At 44.6% G+C, this 16,591-nt stretch carries 16 protein-coding genes; 5 read left to right on the top strand and 11 right to left on the bottom strand.

The annotated features are described in order from the left end of the window. Nucleotides 1–6: 6 nt before the first annotated feature. The 7 genes from HUG15_RS08205 to HUG15_RS08175 form a co-directional block, all read right to left on the bottom strand. Entirely contained in the window at nucleotides 7–1,002 is a 996-nt protein-coding gene (locus HUG15_RS08205; RefSeq protein WP_200128199.1) for a FecCD family ABC transporter permease, read from the bottom strand. A gap of 1 nt (nucleotide 1,003) precedes the next feature. Then, nucleotides 1,004–2,035, bottom strand: a complete 1,032-nt coding sequence (locus HUG15_RS08200) for a FecCD family ABC transporter permease (protein ID WP_200128198.1) — start codon at nucleotides 2,033–2,035, stop codon at nucleotides 1,004–1,006. Between the two features lie 20 nt (nucleotides 2,036–2,055). After that, entirely contained in the window at nucleotides 2,056–2,988 is a 933-nt protein-coding gene (locus tag HUG15_RS08195) for an ABC transporter substrate-binding protein (protein ID WP_200128197.1), read from the bottom strand. 517 nt (nucleotides 2,989–3,505) lie between these two features. Continuing rightward, complete coding sequence (locus HUG15_RS08190) at nucleotides 3,506–5,224, bottom strand: ABC transporter ATP-binding protein (RefSeq protein ID WP_200128196.1); 1,719 nt, start codon at nucleotides 5,222–5,224, stop codon at nucleotides 3,506–3,508. Nucleotides 5,225–5,288: 64 nt separating this feature from the next. Next, nucleotides 5,289–5,612 (bottom strand): heme oxygenase, encoded by a 324-nt coding sequence (isdG, locus tag HUG15_RS08185; protein WP_200128195.1) that lies wholly within the window; start codon nucleotides 5,610–5,612, stop codon nucleotides 5,289–5,291. A 1,008-nt stretch (nucleotides 5,613–6,620) separates the two neighbouring features. After that, a complete protein-coding gene (locus tag HUG15_RS08180; RefSeq protein ID WP_246516553.1) occupies nucleotides 6,621–8,009 on the bottom strand; it encodes a Glu/Leu/Phe/Val family dehydrogenase in 1,389 nt (462 codons plus the stop codon). A gap of 112 nt (nucleotides 8,010–8,121) precedes the next feature. Then, nucleotides 8,122–9,012: an AEC family transporter gene (locus HUG15_RS08175; RefSeq protein WP_200128193.1), complete on the bottom strand. Its 891-nt coding sequence runs from the start codon at nucleotides 9,010–9,012 to the stop codon at nucleotides 8,122–8,124. A 646-nt stretch (nucleotides 9,013–9,658) separates the two neighbouring features. On the opposite strand from HUG15_RS08175, the gene ectA reads away from it, so the two are divergent. The 3 genes from ectA (at nucleotide 9,659) to HUG15_RS08160 (ending at nucleotide 11,982) form a co-directional block, all read left to right on the top strand. Then, nucleotides 9,659–10,168 (top strand): diaminobutyrate acetyltransferase, encoded by a 510-nt coding sequence (gene ectA / locus HUG15_RS08170; protein ID WP_200128192.1) that lies wholly within the window; start codon nucleotides 9,659–9,661, stop codon nucleotides 10,166–10,168. Nucleotides 10,169–10,226: 58 nt separating this feature from the next. Then, the gene (gene ectB / locus HUG15_RS08165; protein WP_200128892.1) at nucleotides 10,227–11,495 is read left to right on the top strand and encodes a diaminobutyrate--2-oxoglutarate transaminase; all 1,269 of its coding nucleotides are present in this window, start codon (nucleotides 10,227–10,229) and stop codon (nucleotides 11,493–11,495) included. 100 nt (nucleotides 11,496–11,595) lie between these two features. Then, nucleotides 11,596–11,982, top strand: coding sequence for an ectoine synthase (locus tag HUG15_RS08160; RefSeq protein WP_200128191.1), 387 nt, complete (start codon nucleotides 11,596–11,598; stop codon nucleotides 11,980–11,982). A gap of 47 nt (nucleotides 11,983–12,029) precedes the next feature. On the opposite strand, the gene HUG15_RS08155 is transcribed toward HUG15_RS08160, so the two are convergent. Further along, entirely contained in the window at nucleotides 12,030–12,692 is a 663-nt protein-coding gene (locus HUG15_RS08155; protein WP_200128190.1) for a hypothetical protein, read from the bottom strand. A 97-nt stretch (nucleotides 12,693–12,789) separates the two neighbouring features. Next, entirely contained in the window at nucleotides 12,790–13,293 is a 504-nt protein-coding gene (locus tag HUG15_RS08150) for a GNAT family N-acetyltransferase (protein WP_200128189.1), read from the bottom strand. Between the two features lie 129 nt (nucleotides 13,294–13,422). On the opposite strand from HUG15_RS08150, the gene HUG15_RS08145 reads away from it, so the two are divergent. Next, nucleotides 13,423–13,584, top strand: coding sequence for a hypothetical protein (locus tag HUG15_RS08145; protein ID WP_200128188.1), 162 nt, complete (start codon nucleotides 13,423–13,425; stop codon nucleotides 13,582–13,584). A gap of 122 nt (nucleotides 13,585–13,706) precedes the next feature. Here HUG15_RS08145 and pdaA read toward each other — a convergent pair whose 3' ends face one another. Further along, a complete protein-coding gene (gene pdaA, locus HUG15_RS08140) occupies nucleotides 13,707–14,504 on the bottom strand; it encodes a delta-lactam-biosynthetic de-N-acetylase (protein WP_200128187.1) in 798 nt (265 codons plus the stop codon). A gap of 75 nt (nucleotides 14,505–14,579) precedes the next feature. Here pdaA and yfkAB point away from each other — a divergent pair, with 75 nt between their 5' ends. Beyond that, nucleotides 14,580–15,698: a radical SAM/CxCxxxxC motif protein YfkAB gene (yfkAB, locus tag HUG15_RS08135; protein ID WP_200128186.1), complete on the top strand. Its 1,119-nt coding sequence runs from the start codon at nucleotides 14,580–14,582 to the stop codon at nucleotides 15,696–15,698. Between the two features lie 24 nt (nucleotides 15,699–15,722). On the opposite strand, the gene HUG15_RS08130 is transcribed toward yfkAB, so the two are convergent. Next, the gene (locus tag HUG15_RS08130) at nucleotides 15,723–16,514 is read right to left on the bottom strand and encodes a YfkD family protein (protein WP_200128185.1); all 792 of its coding nucleotides are present in this window, start codon (nucleotides 16,512–16,514) and stop codon (nucleotides 15,723–15,725) included. Nucleotides 16,515–16,591: the final 77 nt, after the last annotated feature.

Raw genomic sequence — 16,591 nt, 5'->3', positions numbered from 1 at the left:
ACCTCACTATGGGGTTTTCATAAGTAAATACAGAAAATACGGAGCGCCGATAACAGCCACAACAATGCCAACGGGTATTTCTGAAGGGGATAGAAGGTTACGGCCGACCATATCCGCAAATAGCAGGATTAAAGCCCCCATCATGGCAGCTGTCGGAATCATGACCTGATGGCGTGGACCGACAAGACGACGAGCAATGTGAGGCGCCACAAGCCCAAGGAACGAAATGGCTCCTCCCACAGACACCGACGCCCCCGCCAACATAACCGCCCATACGAGTAAGCGGCGGCGCGTACGTTCAACCTTGATCCCTAACGATATCGCCGACGGATCCCCTAATCGCATCACATTCAAGGTCCTCGCCTGTGCCATTACGAGGGGGATGAGAAGGAGTATCCACGGCAAAACCGCTAATGTGCTTGCCCAGCTCGTTCCCCAAATATCCCCGTTCAGCCACACCGTGGCTTGCATGAAGTCATTAGGGTTCATGCGCAATTGAAAAACGATAAGAATCGCTGTAAACCCTGCATTTAACCCGATGCCAACGAGCACTAACCGAATGGGCGTTACGCCCTTTTTCCAAGCGAGTGTATAGATGAGAAATGCTGCCGTAAGCGCACCGACAAATGCGAAAAAGGGAAGGGCAAAGACCGTCTCACCCAACGAGGTGTATGATCCTTGGAAAAAGTAAATAAAAATCACAACTGCCAAACCAGCTCCCGCGTTAATGCCCAGGATGCCCGGATCAGCCAATTCGTTACGGGAAAGGCTTTGTAAAATTGCGCCTGAAACCGCTAATCCCGCCCCCACAAGCAAAGCAATTACCATTCTCGGCAATCGAAATCCGAATAAAACGAGCGCATGCTGGTCAGTGCCATCCCCCATAAACGTTCGCCAAACATCAAGAGGGGCGATCGTCATCGTTCCCATTTGCAGGCTTAAGAGAAAAACAGCAAAAATTGACATCACAATAGCCACATAGATCCATACGATCCGTTTCATGTCAGACGCCCCTTCCTTCTCTACGAGCGAGATAAAGGAAAAAGGGAACACCGACCAAGGCTGTAATTGCGCCCACCGGCGTTTCATACGGCGCATTGACAAGGCGGGCCAGAATATCCGCCACAATCAATAGCAGGCTACCAAGAATGGCCGAACACGGCACGATATAACGGTAATCAAGACCAACCAAGGCACGGGTAATATGGGGAATGATTAAGCCAATGAAGCCAATGGTTCCGGCAACAGCAACAGCGGCCCCTGTCATAAGCATCACGGCCACGATGCCCATCGTTCGAACTATGCCTGTGCGTTGCCCTAAACCTTGGGCCACATCTTTTCCCAAACTTAAAATGGTAATTGAACGCGCTAACCATAACGCTATGGCCATTCCGATCATAGCAACGGGAAGCATAAGTTGGACGCGTGGCCAATCGATGTTGGCCAAACCGCCGGCAAACCAGAAACTTAAATCCTGGGCGACATCAAAATAGATCGCAATCCCTGAAGATATAGCACTTAAAAAAGCCCCAATCGTGACCCCTGCCAACGCCAGTTTGGCTGGTGTTAAGCCCCCCTTTGCCAACGCCCCCACGAGAAAAACCAGCGCCGTTCCGACACCGGCCCCGATAAAAGCCGCTAATAAAGATCCGGTGTAAGGGACGCTAGGGAAAAAAGCAAACATGATGGCAAGTGCCAAGGCCGCGCCATCCGTAATCCCAATAATGGAAGGCTCTGCAAGGGGATTTCTTGTCATCCCTTGCATAAGTGCCCCTGAAACAGCGAGAAAGCTCCCTACTAGAATAGCCCCAGCCACCCTTGGGAGACGTATCTCATGGATAATTTGGTGGTTGGTTAGCGATTCATCATAATTGACTATTGCCTCCCAAACCGTCATGGGTGTGATGCTGGCCGCTCCTAAAGAAATAGATAGCAAAATAGCGCAAATGAGCAGACTCGTGCCGGCAAACATAATGATGACAACCATAGGTCTTAATCCAAACCGTTTTGACGTAGGAGACGTTGCATCAACCATTGTGTGCCTTCTTTCTTCATCTAATCTTCCGTTTCCATCTCCATGATTAAGTCCACAAATAAATCAATCTGATGGTAAACCGAAATGGGATCGTAAGGATAAAAGGTATCATAATCATTGAGACGATAACGTTCTTGTTGTACGGCATCTAACCCTTGCCATACAGAAGATTTTTCTAGTTCATCTTTGGCATCGTGCTGATTTTCCGGATCATAACTCGTCAAAAACATATAATCCGCCGCATATTCAGGGATCACTTCTTGAGAAAGCATGAGCACATCTTCTCCACCCATGACTTCATCCTCAATGATGTCAGGTGCTTCTAAATCCAAAGCGTCATATAATGCTTGCCCACCACGGCCGAAATTTTCCCCAAAAACATATAATTCATTGTCATTCGTAATTTCGTAAAGCCCAAAGGTCGCATCCTCGGCCACGTGATCATCGATTTCCTCTCGAGCCTCTTCGGCACGATCGTGATAGTCATCCAAAAATGCCTGTGCTTCTTCCTCTGCTCCCATGATGTCCCCAAACATTTCCGTCATATCTTCAACGTTGGTCGCTGTGTTATACGGAATATGTACCGTAGGCGCAATTTGCTCTAGCTGGTCAAGATTTTCATCATACATGGTCACAATTAAGTCCGGATCCAATTCCAGAATTTTTTCCACATTTGGCGGCTCTCCGATATCTTCAACCTCTTCGAGTTCCTCTTCAAGGAAAGGGTTATCAAACGCGATCGATCCAGCCCCTACGATATTGGCATCGACGGTTAACAACTCACCGGCATAAAAATCAGTGACAATACGTTCAGGATTATCGGGCACTTCAACCTCTTCGCCGCCAATGTTAACCGTCCGATCGGTTTCATCAGAGGTTTCACCGGAAGATCCATCCCCACATGCCGTCAACGTAAGGGAAAAAACCATCATGATCATGCCCTTTTTTATCATCTTTATCTTCTCCTTGTTTTGAAAAACCGTATTTTTATCTCTGCGCGGAACGTATCATCATCCTCTTTTTACATTAATTGAAAACGATTATCATTGTCAATTAATAATTTCACAAGGAAATTAACAATTGGTGGTCAGTTGAATTGAATATATCCGGGAAGAGTAAATCATCACATTTTCTGATACGTTTTATTTTCCCGCGAAGCTTTCTCAATCTACTTAACGCCAGCCAAGCTTATCCGGTCTGTTACCGGATTATGCCGGAAATTCTTTCACCATGGTTCAAAAAGAGGTGAAATTCTCGCGTAACCTGCAAAGCATGTTTTGGCTAATATAGTGATATTTTCGGCCGATAAAGATACGGTTATGGGATTCATGTTAATTTAAGGAACGAAATCGGATTATATACGTTGGAAGCCGTGCGCTCTCTGCTTGAGAGGAGAAAACAGTCCTGGCAGTCGAGAAAAATCAAGTAATCATGATCTCGGCAGATTCCGTACGGTCCCGAGTGTTTTTCTTAGAGCGTATGGAATTGGGATTGTTGCATTCGATAATATAAACCTCCGGAGCGGATGAGTTCTTGATGGTTCCCTCGTTCTTCAATGCCTTTTTTCGTAACGACAAAAATGCGATCGGCGTCCTGAATGGTCGTGAGACGATGAGCGATCATTAATGTTGTGCGTCCTTGTGAGAGTCCATTCAACGCTTTTTGAATCTCTGCTTCCGTCTCCGTATCTAAAGCAGATGTGGCTTCATCCAGAATTAAAATGGGTGGGTTTTTAAGAAACATACGCGCAATCGAAAGACGTTGTTTTTGGCCACCGGATAATTTCACGCCTCGTTCTCCAATCAACGTATCCATCGCTTTTGGCAAGCTCTCAATGAAATCAGCCATGTGTGAGCGCCTTGCCGCTTCCCAAATATCTTCCTCCTTTGCCTCTAACGTGCCGTATGCAATATTTTCCCTGATCGTTCCATCAAAAAGAAAAACATCCTGCTGCACATATCCAATATTTTCACGGAGTGATCGTAAGGTCATGTCACAAATATCCATACCATCGATGGTGATTACTCCTGTGTTAACATCATAAAAACGAGGCAACAAACTGGCAATTGTCGTTTTTCCGGCGCCTGAAGGGCCAATAAAGGCGACCGTTTCGCCGGAGTCAATAGAGAAATTGACCGCATTAAGAACGTCGTCTCCTTCCCCATAGGAAAAGGAGACGTGTTGATATGTAACATTCCCATTTAGTTTGCCAACATCAATGGCGTCCGTTTTTTCTTTTTGTGACGATTCCATCTCGAGTAACTGAAGAAACCTGCGAAATCCCGCGATCCCTTTGGGGTACATTTCTATGACGGCATTTAATTGTTGAATCGGCCGCATCATGACATTTGTGAGCAGGACAAAGGCCATGAATTCGCCGAACGTCACTTGATCATTGATCACAAACCAAGTGCCGGCAACCAAAACAAACAACAATAGGATTTTCATGAGAATTTGACTGCTGGCGATGTGCGAGGCCATAATTTTGTATGACTTCAGTTTCGTTTGCTTGAAATGTTCATTATTTTTCACAAAGCGTTCTTTTTCATACGCTTCATTGGCAAACGCCTTAATCACACGAATGCCGGAGATATTATTTTCAACGCGCGCATTAAAGTCAGCAATGCTGCCAAACATGTATGACATGGCGTTAGACATTTTCTTTCCAAAATAATAGGTCAGGGCAATAATAATCGCAACAAGTCCAAAGATCATCACCGTTAATTCCCAACTAATGGTGAGCATGATCCCAAAAGCACCAGTCAGCGTCATTAAGGCGATGACCAATTCTTCCGGCCCGTGATGAGCGACTTCGCCAATATCCATTAAATCATTGGTCAGCCTTGAAATGAGATGTCCCGTTTTCGTGTCATCAAAATATTGAATGGGTTGTTCTTGTAAATGTTTATAGAGTTGGGTGCGCATATCGGTTTCAATGCTAATCCCAAGTTTGTGTCCCCAATAGGTTACAACATAATGAAATCCGCCATTGAATAAGTAAAGAATAAACAAACCGATGCCGCCGGCAAAAATAAGCTCCCAATTCCCGCTTGGTAACAAATCATCGATCACACGATTCACGGCCAACGGGAATAAAAGCTCTAACGCGGCAACAAGCATCCCGCATAAAAGTGTCACAGCAAACAACCGTTTATACGGAGAATAATAGCGGGCGAACTTTTTAATCATTGTCATCCCTCCCATGTTCAGGGCTTTGTAAACCGAAAGGGCTGCCCTTTTGTGACGCCCCTGTTTAATATGTTAGTTCTATGCTTTCACGTACGACATCGACCCTGTAAAAAAGAACCTTATTTTCGATAATGTAATCTGGACGTCCACCTTCGCGGGCATGTGCATCTTTAAACGCTTGGCTTTCTGTCCAGCGATGAAATGCTTCAATATTATCCCAACGCGTGCTAATCACGATTTCATCATGGTCTTGGCTTCTAATGTTCGTTAACACTTCTAATCCGATAAACCCTTCTGCATATTCAACCTTCCCGGTTTTTCTAAATCTCTCCACGAGACGTTCTCCGTATCCTTTTGTGACAAACGTTTGATTCTGAACAATAATCATGGTTACTTCCCCTCCTAAAAGACAAATGGGTGTGGCACGAGTAAGCCGATAGAATTAATTAATCGAGCTACAATTCGGCTGCCCGGTTACCTCTCTCATCTGATCAAGCGCATCTGTGATACGGCTTCATGGCTTCATACAAAATAAACCGATCTTCTTGTGCTGCGCTTACAAAACTTCATGTTTAATCATTTTCTATTTATTGGATTTTGTAGTTGTCCCTGATCTGCTCGGGATTTTTAGAGCGACGCATTGAAGATGCGCCGCCAAATGCTCAGCATAAACGGAATGTTTTTACTTGTATGTTAATTTTGCCGTTTAACGTGTTTGCTTCGTCTGATGCATCAATGATTCTTCTATTAAGTAATTTAATCGTGTATTTCAACCACCGAATTTGCAGAAAGGAGCACCACTTCGGTGTCGATATCCCGGCTATTTGAATATTTCATACATTCATCGACTGTTTCCCAAAACAGATCGGAATCAACCGTTGGTAGCAAGCTCCTTTCTATTTTACGTGTTTTAATTGATAATCATTATCAGTTAATGCCATGATAATGAAATTGATAATCATTGTCAATTAATTTTATGATGAGACTGCCCCTTTGCTACTACCCCGGAAAGGTGTAATCCAGTGTTTCCAGTGTAATCACCGGATTGGTAAAATTTTTTCAATAGGCTTGATGCAAGGAATTGCACCAACATTTTTACGTAAAAAAATGGAAGGATTGGTTAAGGGGTTACGCCGTGATTCCCTTGGACGACGGATGAACTCCTCTGAAAACAACAAGAAGAGCAAAGTAACCCCTCAAACGGAAATCGAGCGCCTACGAAAAAACAAAAGACACAAAATTTCCGTCCCTACCAAAGTGAGGAGCCCGTCTTTATAAACGGGCCCCTCCCAGAACTGCTAAATTATTTATTTTTTTCCTAATTTGAGGCAACAGCCCCTACCAACGTACCTTAAAAACTTCAACGGGGGATGAAAAATTCCCGCTGATGAATGTTTTAATAAAGTTTCCCGTGCCTATATAAAAGCGTAATCAATCTCATAAGGGCAAGTTTATAGCATAACATTCTTGTCGTTTCGTGGTTCTCGGAGTAGAAATAATGGTCATAAACCCGGTGGCATACGTCTGTCATTTTATCGGTCAATGCCGTAATAACGTCTTCTTTCGTATATGGCTTGTCGTTATTTGATTGCATCCACTCCAGATAAGAGACATGTACGCCGCCTGCATTAGCCAAAATATCCGGGATGACGATAATTCCGTTGTTTTCAAAATATTCATCGGCGTTCTTGGTAATAGGCGCATTTGCCCCTTCCAAAAGAATTTTCGCCGACACGTCTTTCATATTTTCTTCCGTAATTTGGCCTTCGACAGCAGCCAGTATGAGCAAATCGCATTCGCTCGTTAGCACGGCCGACGGAGAATCGATATCCGCTTGAACGTTCGCTTCCTTTAATTCTTCCGCTGAACGTGGCAACCGCCGGTGCTGCTCGCTATAAGCCAACAGCCTTTCTATGTCCAAACCTTTTCGGTTATGAAGGGTGACATCTTCATCCGATACGGCAGTCACAATATGTTCGTCTTCACACTTCAGTGCTTCATTTGCCGCAATGCTTCCGACATTTCCAAATCCTTGAACCGCCACTCTCGTCGGTTGATCGCTATGGATTAACGTTTCAAGGTTTTTCCAACTCTTAGGTCTCGTCACCTTCATTGTCTTCGCTTGTTTAAACCATTGATCCCTCAAATAATAATAACTCAAAAAAGTTCCGATTCCCGTGGCTTCCCTGCGGCCGGCAACGCCTCCATTCACCGCGCTTTTTCCAGTAAATGAATTTACATAAGATTCGCCGGGCGTAATTGTTTTATACTCGCCAACCATCCAGTCAATCACTTTGTCATTTGTTCCCAAATCCGGAGCGGGGATGTCTTTCGTTGGACCCAAATCAGGCTTTAACCGTTGTACATATTTCTTGCTCACCAAATTCAATTCCCGTGGCGATAAATTTCTCGGATCGACAAACACCCCCCCTTTCGCACCACCGAAAGGAAGTTCATGCAAAGCATTTTTGATCGTCATCAAAATCGCAAGATTTTCCACTTCTTCTTCATTTACAGCCGGACTGAAACGTATCCCCCCTTTATAAAACCCACTTATGTTATTATGTTGAACGCGATAGGCCGGGATTCTTTCAATCACTCCATTGTCTCTTGAGACACGGATGTAACTTTTTATGATTTTATCCGTTGTTTTTATAATTTCGGCCGCCGAATCAAATACCTCTCCATTCTCGTTATTCGTAAATTCGTTACTAAACGTTTCTTTTTTTAACTTATCGACCACTTCCTGAATTAAAGTCCGGGTTTCGTCTCGACTCAAATTCATCACGCTCCTTCAAACAGGTTGTTTAGACTATCGTCCTTAAAAATGTCGCACCAGGACCCATACTCCTCCATTCCCATATAATCAGGAAATAAACATACATTCACGAAATATATCAAAGAATCATCAGCAAGACAGTAATCGTTGGAATGCTGATTAAAGTAGTCACGAGTGTGGTACTCGACACTAACCTCGGTTGCGCATTAAATTGCACCGAAAACATTACGATGTTAGCTGCTGTAGGCATAGCAGCTGTTAAAACAAGCACATTGGCAAGCAGTGGTTCAATGGGAAGGATTCTCGTAAGGCCTAAAGCAATCACCGGAGAAATCAATAGACGAAGCACGGCATTATAACTGATTTTTCCCCATTCAAACCCACGTAACGGAATTCGCGCCAATTGCATGCCGAGTATAATCATGACGGTTGGGATTGTAGCAGCACCGACAATTTCGGTTACACCTGTAATGGCAGTAGGCATTGCAGGCAAAAATTGCGCCAATAAAGCCGCTACCAGCGCCCAGGTCGCCGGCATCGTCATGACAACCTTTAAAGCTTGGATCATTGTCCCCCTGCCCTTGGATGCAAAATAAACGCCAAAACTGTTCATGATCACTGATTGAATGACCATAAGAGACACGGCATAGGCAAACCCCTCTTCTCCAAAAGCAAAGAGAACGATCGGAGCACCATAATTTCCCGCATTCATAAAAGCCGTGGAAAGGATTATTCCGGTTTCCGTTTCCGGAGAAAGCTTAAAGAAAAAAGATACCAACTTATTCACAAAAATAAGTATGAATAAAAGCAAAATCGCAAAGATCAACATATATGCATATTGCATGTCGAGTGTTGCGTGATAAATCGTATCAAACACCAAACAAGGCGTCATGACGAAAATTGCAACCGTCGAAATAGGCTTGATGTCCACATGCTTCCATTTTTGAATTAAAAATCCGAGTGCGAATACGAGCACCACCGGAAGAACGACCTCGAAAAATATTTGCAATCTTCTCCTCCTCTCATGTAAAAGATCGCGGGAGTGGCCTCTGTGTTGTTTCATTGATAATCAACGAAAACGAACGGATGAAGTTTTCATGGTGACTGAATTAATCGTTTGACTGCGATTTCGGGCTTCATGAGCCTCCCATGGCGACCGAATTATCCGGGCAAATGCGGTTTCAGGCTTCATGAGCCTCTTATGATGACCCAAAATACCGTTAGCGAGCGGTTCCGGGATTCATGAACCGCCCATGACGACCGAATGGACCGGTTATCAGCAATTTCAGTCTCCATGAACCGCGCTTCCCCATGATTAAAAGTGCACACAATAAATAAGTGTACCAGTTCTCCCCCCGATTGTCAGAATAAAATTGATAAACGCGCTCCTCTGCATGACTGTATTGCCATATACGTTAGTAATCCCCTCTAACACCTTACGCAAATAACGCCAACTCTTTCTTACGTGCTTAAATCACGTTTAATCATAAATATAGCGAGTTGAATTTTTTAGCAGGCGTGCTATTATAATATGCATGACCCGATTGGTCTCGATACGTATCCTGCTTTTCCCTTTCATATTCAAAAGTGGTTTGAATATTTCTCATTAAGGGAACTAAAATTATGGTGCGTAAATATTTAAAAGGTGTGATAGGATGAGTGCAACTCCAACGTTGCAGAAAGAATCTTTGACTTTTGACAAACCGACTGTACAAGACGGACGCAAAATGTGGGAACTTGCCAAAAAACTTGGTCTGGATCTTAATTCTTCGTATAAGTATTTAATGATGAGCGAATACTTTTCCGAAACTTGTGTAGTCGTCAAGGAAGAAGGGAAACTAGTTGGCTTCATTACTGCGTTCATCCTACCTGAAAAAGACAATACCGTATTTGTATGGCAAGTAGGTGTAGACAGCTCACAACGCGGGAAAGGATTGGCCTCACGCATGCTTGATGAATTGCTTGAGCGCAATGCTTGCCAAGAAATCAAATACCTTGAAGCAACCGTCACTCCGTCGAACGACGCTTCGCAAAAACTGTTCCGGCGACTTGCCCGTACCAACGAAACTGCCTGTCATGTGTCGGAATGTTTCTCCGAAGATTTGTTCCCGGGGGATAACCATGAAGCAGAGCTCTCATTTAAAATCGGCCCAATCTTTCGGTAAACACAAACACCGGGAGATCATAGGAGCGCACTTAATGACGAAGGGAGTCGTTGCCAACATGACTACAAACGCAATGCAAGTTTTTGAAGAAAAAGAATCAGTGGTGCGAAGCTACAGCCGTAGCTTCCCTACTGTTTTTCACAAAGCAAAAGGCTACCAACTATGGGACGAAGCCAACAACGAATTCATTGATTTTTTCTCCGGGGCAGGCGCCCTAAATTATGGCCATAATGATGATCGCATGAAGGAAAAACTCATCGAGTATATCCAAGAAGACGGCATTACCCATTCTTTGGACATGGCTTCCAAGGCGCGCCGTGAATTTCTGGAAGCGTTCAATTCCACCATTTTAGAACCCCGCAATATGGATTATAAAGTAATGTTCCCGGGGCCAACCGGAACCAATGCGGTTGAAAGTGCCCTGAAACTTGCCCGTAAAGTAAAAGGACGGACGAACGTTGTCAGCTTCACAAATGGTTTTCACGGCATGACACTCGGCTCTCTTGCCGTCACTTCCAATGAGTTTAAAAGGGCCGGTGCCGGAGTTCCGCTCGGAAATGCGCTTACCATGCCATATGACAAGTTCGTTGATGAATCGGTAGAAAAACAAATGAAGCATATCCGTAGCTTTCTTGACCGAGCCGGAAGCGGCGTAGACAAACCTGCCGCCATCATATTGGAAACCGTGCAAGGGGAAGGCGGGCTTAACGCCGCCAGCAATGAATGGTTGCAAGAAATTGAACGTTTGTGCCATGACATTGATGCGCTCTTGATCGTCGATGACATCCAGGCCGGGGTTGGACGCGCAGGATCGTTCTTTAGCTTTGAACCGTCCGGAATTAATCCGGATATTATTTGCATGTCCAAATCGATTGGCGGCTACGGGATGCCAATGGCGATCACGCTCATCCGTCCTGAACTTGACCAATGGTCACCGGGTGAACACAATGGAACTTTCCGCGGGAACGCCCCGGCCTTTGTAACCGCCACTGCTGCATTGGAATACTGGAAAGACCCTGCTTTCGAAAAAGAAATTTCAAGAAAATCAGATAAGATTACTGCATTTCTGCAAAAAATGATCGAAAAATACCCTGACTTGAAAGGGACTTTACGCGGTCGTGGTTTCATCCAAGGCATACGTTCGGATGTGCCTGACCTTGCAAACAAAGTATCCTGGCACTCCTATAAGAACGGTTTAATCATGGAAACCGCCGGACCAAACGATGAAGTCTTCAAACTATTCCCGCCGCTAATTATCGACGACGAGGGCTTGGAAGAAGGTTTGCGCCGTCTTGAGCTTGGCATTAGCGATGCGATTAAAGATTAAAGTTCCCGAATAACAGCTAATTACGAAAGAAATGAGAGACAGGATGTTGTTCTCGTCTCTCATTTCCATATTTAGATACAATACATGGAGGACAACCATCATGAAAATCGTTAATCTTGAAGATATTAAAGGATCCGATCAAGAAATAGACGCCGGCAACTGGACGAGCCGCCGCCTGCTTATGAAAGATGACAACATGGGATACTCGGTAAATGACACGATCATTCGCGCCGGCACGGAAACGCATATTTGGTATCAAAACCACCTTGAAGCGGTCTACTGTATTGAAGGGGAAGCTGAAGTAGAAACGTTAAAGGATAATAAAACGTATAAAATTACCCCCGGCACCTTATATGCCCTCGATGAACATGATGAACATCTATTGCGCGGAATTAAGGACGCACGCATGATTTGTGTGTTTAATCCGCCATTAAGCGGCCGTGAGATCCATGATGAAAATGGCGTATATCCCGCTGATTTAGATTAGAAAAAGTGAGCCCCTTGGATGAGAATTCCAAGGGGCTTTGCTTTGTTCTATTCATCCTCCGGGTCAAGCGCTGGTTTCTCCCAATAATCTACGGCTAATTCGTCTAATTCTTCGCTGTCCATGCGGTTCCCTTCAATGTTTTGCACATTTTCTTTATTCACCGTCAAGTCCAAGATCGTATCGAATTCGCCGGGGCCTGATTCGGGCTCGAAATAAATATCCCAAACTAAATGGATCTGTTCCACTTCATCGATTTGGGATAAACGTTGCAAAATTTGAGTGGAACGATTTAAGGTTGATGTACGGATAAGATCTGTTGTAATGTTATCCTCTGTGATCAGTTCAGCTTCCAACACTGCTCGTTGATCTTCGCCACCCTTATTAAAGCTAACACTTTGGATAACTTCATGATGGTCAGCTGTGACTTGACCAAGCTCGGATGTAATGTGCCAACCTGCCTCTTCTTCCACTGTCTCCACGTCATCCGGAACGGCATAAGACTCATCAGCCGCAATCTTATTTGATGATGAATCCGTAAAAAGTAAAAAAATTCCCAGCGTAACGATGGCCGCTGAAAATGAACCGGTAAACAATTTTATTTGTTTATATTCATTTTGTTTACGCCGCGGCCAAGTAACGAACATGAGAAATGCAGCGAAAACGGTACTAACACCGGCAATGATAAAAACAGTAAGTGCTACAAGCGCCAAAGTTTTTGCCCCCTGTTTGAATCGGATCTTTTCTTCCAGTATACAAGACAGAAATGCGTCACCAAACCTTAAATTATGAACGTTTCATGTCACTTTTCTACAAGCCCGGGTTTTCTAGCCTATACACATCCATCCACTGGCAATGTTTACGGATGCGGTCTTGTTTTTCCATTCCGAGAAAGCGGGCAATTTTTATAGATGGAATGTTTTGCGGATGAATGATGGATGTCAATTCATCAATGGCCAATTGTTCAAAAGCGAAATTACTGCACGCGTAAGCGGCTTCTTTCCCGTATCCCTCTCCCCATGCGTTCCTTGCCAAAAGATATCCGAAACCCATGTGAATTTGTCCTTGGATTTTTTGCGGGCGAAACCCGCACTGCCCCACAAATTCACCATTTCCCCGTTTTTCTGCAACCCAATATCCGACGCCGAAACTTCTATAGTCTCGGTAGGATTGCTCCATCCATTCCCCCGTTCCCCTTTTCGTTTTCGTGCCGTCTGCAAAACGCATGACAGCGGGGTCGGCAAACAGATCTTCCAAAGGTTTTCGGTCCTCTTCCGCTATTTCCCGAAAATACAAACGGTCACTGTTAAACATGCCGATTCACCTCTAAGTTAAAATTATTATGCACCATTTTAGCACTTTCCTGAACTAACTTACTAGCCGATCGCACCCTCTCGTTTTGCTAAAATAGGTATGTTAATTTGATTTAGGAGTGATGAGCCAATGTCTGTATCCACAGATCTGACCGCGATAAAAATGATTGCCGACACAACGCAGGAAAGAAACACCTCAACCGTTTTGCAACAGGCATTGAAAACACTCGTCGACCATGTGGTCTGGTACGAAGGAAAATACAGCGGAGATGGCAATCTTTGCCGACAGTAATAATACATACGCCGGAACATTAAGCTTCCCCGTAGGCCAACGGAAAATTGGTCGTAGCTACATGTGACAGGCTTGAATACGTTGCAAAAGGTAGCCAACCATATGGGGCAATGAAGCCACGCTCATTGATCAAAAGGAGGAAATTGCCTGCCGGTTAAATGGTCCAGAGACTTAAATTGATAGCCTTCCACTTTCAGCTCGTCGATCACATCTCCGAGGGCAGCCGCGTTGTCTTTCGATACCGAATGAAGCAGCAAAACCGCCCCGGGATGAACACGATCCATAATCTTATCATAGGCATAAGCTTTCCCTTTTTGCGCACCCGGGTTCCAATCGACATAAGCGAATGACCAAAAAATATGGTGATACCCTTCATCTTTTGCAATTTTCATCGTTCTCTCATTAAATGTGCCGCGGGGAGGGCGCAAATAATTCATCTCCTTCCCCGTCAACGTTTTAAAAGCTTCCTCCACCTTTGACAGCTCGGAGATTACTTCTTTATCATTTAAATCAGGAAAACTCGGATGATTCCAGGAATGATTGCCAACAATATGCCCTTCATCGTCCATTCTTTTGATTAAATCCTCTTCGCGCTCGAAGTAATAACCGGTGACAAAAAATGCAGCAGGAACGTTCTTTTCTTTTAATACATCCAAAATAACGTCTGTACAACCATTTTCGTAGCCACTATCAAACGTCAGATAAATGTTCTTGTTATCCGTATCACCAATAAAATAACCATCATAGCGATCAAGCAGCTTAATATAATGAGGTTCTGTCGTGGGCGGTTGATTGTTTTTCTCCGGTTTGAAATTCCAATCGTAAACGCCTTCGCCGTAAGCTGATTGACCTGTCATCATGAACAAAAGGAGTGCCAAGACTAACAACATGCCCCGTTTTTTTCTTGTCCCTCTTCCCATTTTTCATTCGCCTCCCTTTTCTTCATCCGCTATTTTTTGTATGCTTAATTCGTATCACTTATAAAGGAGATTATTATGACCAGCAAAGCAAAAGCGTCATTTTCACCGGTCAATGATCCGTGGGAAGCCTATGATGATTACGTACGGTTTGGAAAACATACGTTAACAAACGTTGAATTCACGACGACCACCCTTTGCAATATGCGCTGTGAACATTGTGCCGTCGGTTCGTTGTTAAGCCGCAGAGAGCCATCCGATGGCCTGCCGGTGGAACTGCTTATAGACCGTTTGGATGAGGTCGAGCATCTCCGTGCATTGAGCATCACGGGCGGAGAACCGATGCTTTCCAAAAAATCTGTGGAAAAATACGTCGTTCCTCTGCTTCGTTATGCTTATGAGCGAGGGGCGAGCACGCAAATTAACTCGAATTTGACGTTGCCGTTACATCAATATGAAGCGATCCTTCCATATCTCGATGTCCTACATATTACGCATAATTACGGAAGCTTTGAGGATTTTGCGGCTATCGGTTTCGCTCATATGGAAAAACCCCCGACGATGGAAAAAAGACAGCTTTTTTTTGAACGCATGATTGAAAACGCAAAAATACTAACAGGGCAAGGCATTATGGTATCGGCGGAAACGATGCTGAACAAACGGACCTTGCCCAATCTTGAAGCCATCCACGATCAAATTACCGCGATGGGTTGCCAACGGCACGAAGTGCATCCCATGTACCCGACGGATTTTGCCGGCGACATGGAAATTGCAACGCTATCGGAAATCAGAAGCGGCATTCATCGTTTGCTTGACCATCGCAACAACGGGACCTGGATGCTTTTCGGCACGCTCCCCTTTTATGCCTGTAACGGCGATGAAAACGATCTGCAGCTATTAAAGCGACTGTACGGGAGTGAAAATGTCACCGTAAGAAATGACCCCGACGGACGCAACCGTTTAAATGTCAATGTGTTTAACGGCAACATCAGTGTCACCGATTTTGACGATGAACCAGCGCTGGGGAATATCCAAAACGCTTCATTGCCGGCGGCCTTCTCCAAATGGAAGGCGTCTTCGCTGGCCCAATCCCTACATTGCCATTGCCCTTCCGTTCAATGTCTCGGCCCGAATGCGCTCGTCAAAAACGCCTATTATCAAGACACTGATTTTCAAGCACGAGCGAGCAACCTATGAACCTTCGCCCTGTCCGCGAAAGTTTTAACCGTTGCGATACGTTAGCGTGACATGATCTTTCACGGGAATCCAGCCGTCAACGGCCTGTTTTTCGATATTTTGAACCTCAAGGAACCGTTTATTGCCTTTCATTTTCACGTACACTTCTCCGTAGGTGACCGTCCCTTTTTCATGGACAGCCGGCACGTGCCCGTGCAATACGCCAAGCTTTTTTCCTTCTACTTGGTAATTCGGCCCGACCTCTGTGCCTTGGCCAATCGTGGAGCTAAAAGATAGAGGCAAAGACGTTTTTTCCGCGGCTTTCATTCTCATTAAATTTTTTACCCCTTCAAGTTGGGGCACGTCGCTGTTCAACTCGCCTTTTGCTTCTTTGTTTTGCGTTTGTTTATATTGAAGAGAGACGACCGTGTCACCGCCACGATTATCTTGTTCATTCGTATTAATGTTTTCGTATTCCCAGTTCACTTCCGTATCGTCAGAGTCGTAATTCAGCGCCCATTTCCCTAGATAAATGGAAGCATTGACGCCAAAGGGTATTTTTGAGTCCTTGATGGCCGATTCATTTAACATGGCAACGAGCTCGGGGTTATCGATTTTTTCTTCTGCTGTTTCCTGCAAGTCTTTCGTTAATTCCGAGGGCTCAAGCTCGGGCAACTCGCGGCTCGTGTTACTGTATGTGTTTTCTCTGGCAATGTCATAAACATGGTCCGGTTTCGAGAATGAATCGTTTTCTTCTTCATCGGCTTGAACGGTTTCCGGCATGATGATCGACGTGCTTAAAAGCAATAACGACGCTATGAATACAAAACTTCTCATGCATAAGCCTCCCTGATCATTTTCGCTTATTATGATCTGTGGGAGGCGCGATTATCCATATCGATAAGAAAAGAAAA

Source organism: Salicibibacter cibarius (assembly GCF_016495725.1).
In the GTDB taxonomy this organism is placed as follows: Bacteria; Bacillota; Bacilli; order Bacillales; family Marinococcaceae; genus Salicibibacter; species Salicibibacter cibarius.
This window is presented reverse-complemented; position numbering and strand designations above follow the sequence as displayed.

Bases quoted from the DNA above. Each gene is read 5' to 3' on its own strand.
- HUG15_RS08205 (WP_200128199.1), bottom strand. From the start codon at position 1,002: ATGAAACGGATCGTATGGATCTATGTGGCTATTGTGATGTCAATTTTT.
- HUG15_RS08150 (WP_200128189.1), bottom strand. From the start codon at position 13,293: ATGTTTAACAGTGACCGTTTGTATTTTCGGGAAATAGCGGAAGAGGAC.
- HUG15_RS08180 (WP_246516553.1), bottom strand. From the start codon at position 8,009: ATGAATTTGAGTCGAGACGAAACCCGGACTTTAATTCAGGAAGTGGTC.
- ectA (WP_200128192.1), top strand. From the start codon at position 9,659: ATGAGTGCAACTCCAACGTTGCAGAAAGAATCTTTGACTTTTGACAAA.
- HUG15_RS08145 (WP_200128188.1), top strand. From the start codon at position 13,423: ATGTCTGTATCCACAGATCTGACCGCGATAAAAATGATTGCCGACACA.
- isdG (WP_200128195.1), bottom strand. From the start codon at position 5,612: ATGATTATTGTTCAGAATCAAACGTTTGTCACAAAAGGATACGGAGAA.
- yfkAB (WP_200128186.1), top strand. From the start codon at position 14,580: ATGACCAGCAAAGCAAAAGCGTCATTTTCACCGGTCAATGATCCGTGG.
- pdaA (WP_200128187.1), bottom strand. From the start codon at position 14,504: ATGGGAAGAGGGACAAGAAAAAAACGGGGCATGTTGTTAGTCTTGGCA.
- HUG15_RS08190 (WP_200128196.1), bottom strand. From the start codon at position 5,224: ATGATTAAAAAGTTCGCCCGCTATTATTCTCCGTATAAACGGTTGTTT.
- HUG15_RS08130 (WP_200128185.1), bottom strand. From the start codon at position 16,514: ATGAGAAGTTTTGTATTCATAGCGTCGTTATTGCTTTTAAGCACGTCG.
- HUG15_RS08160 (WP_200128191.1), top strand. From the start codon at position 11,596: ATGAAAATCGTTAATCTTGAAGATATTAAAGGATCCGATCAAGAAATA.
- HUG15_RS08200 (WP_200128198.1), bottom strand. From the start codon at position 2,035: ATGGTTGATGCAACGTCTCCTACGTCAAAACGGTTTGGATTAAGACCT.
- ectB (WP_200128892.1), top strand. From the start codon at position 10,227: ATGACTACAAACGCAATGCAAGTTTTTGAAGAAAAAGAATCAGTGGTG.
- HUG15_RS08195 (WP_200128197.1), bottom strand. From the start codon at position 2,988: ATGATAAAAAAGGGCATGATCATGATGGTTTTTTCCCTTACGTTGACG.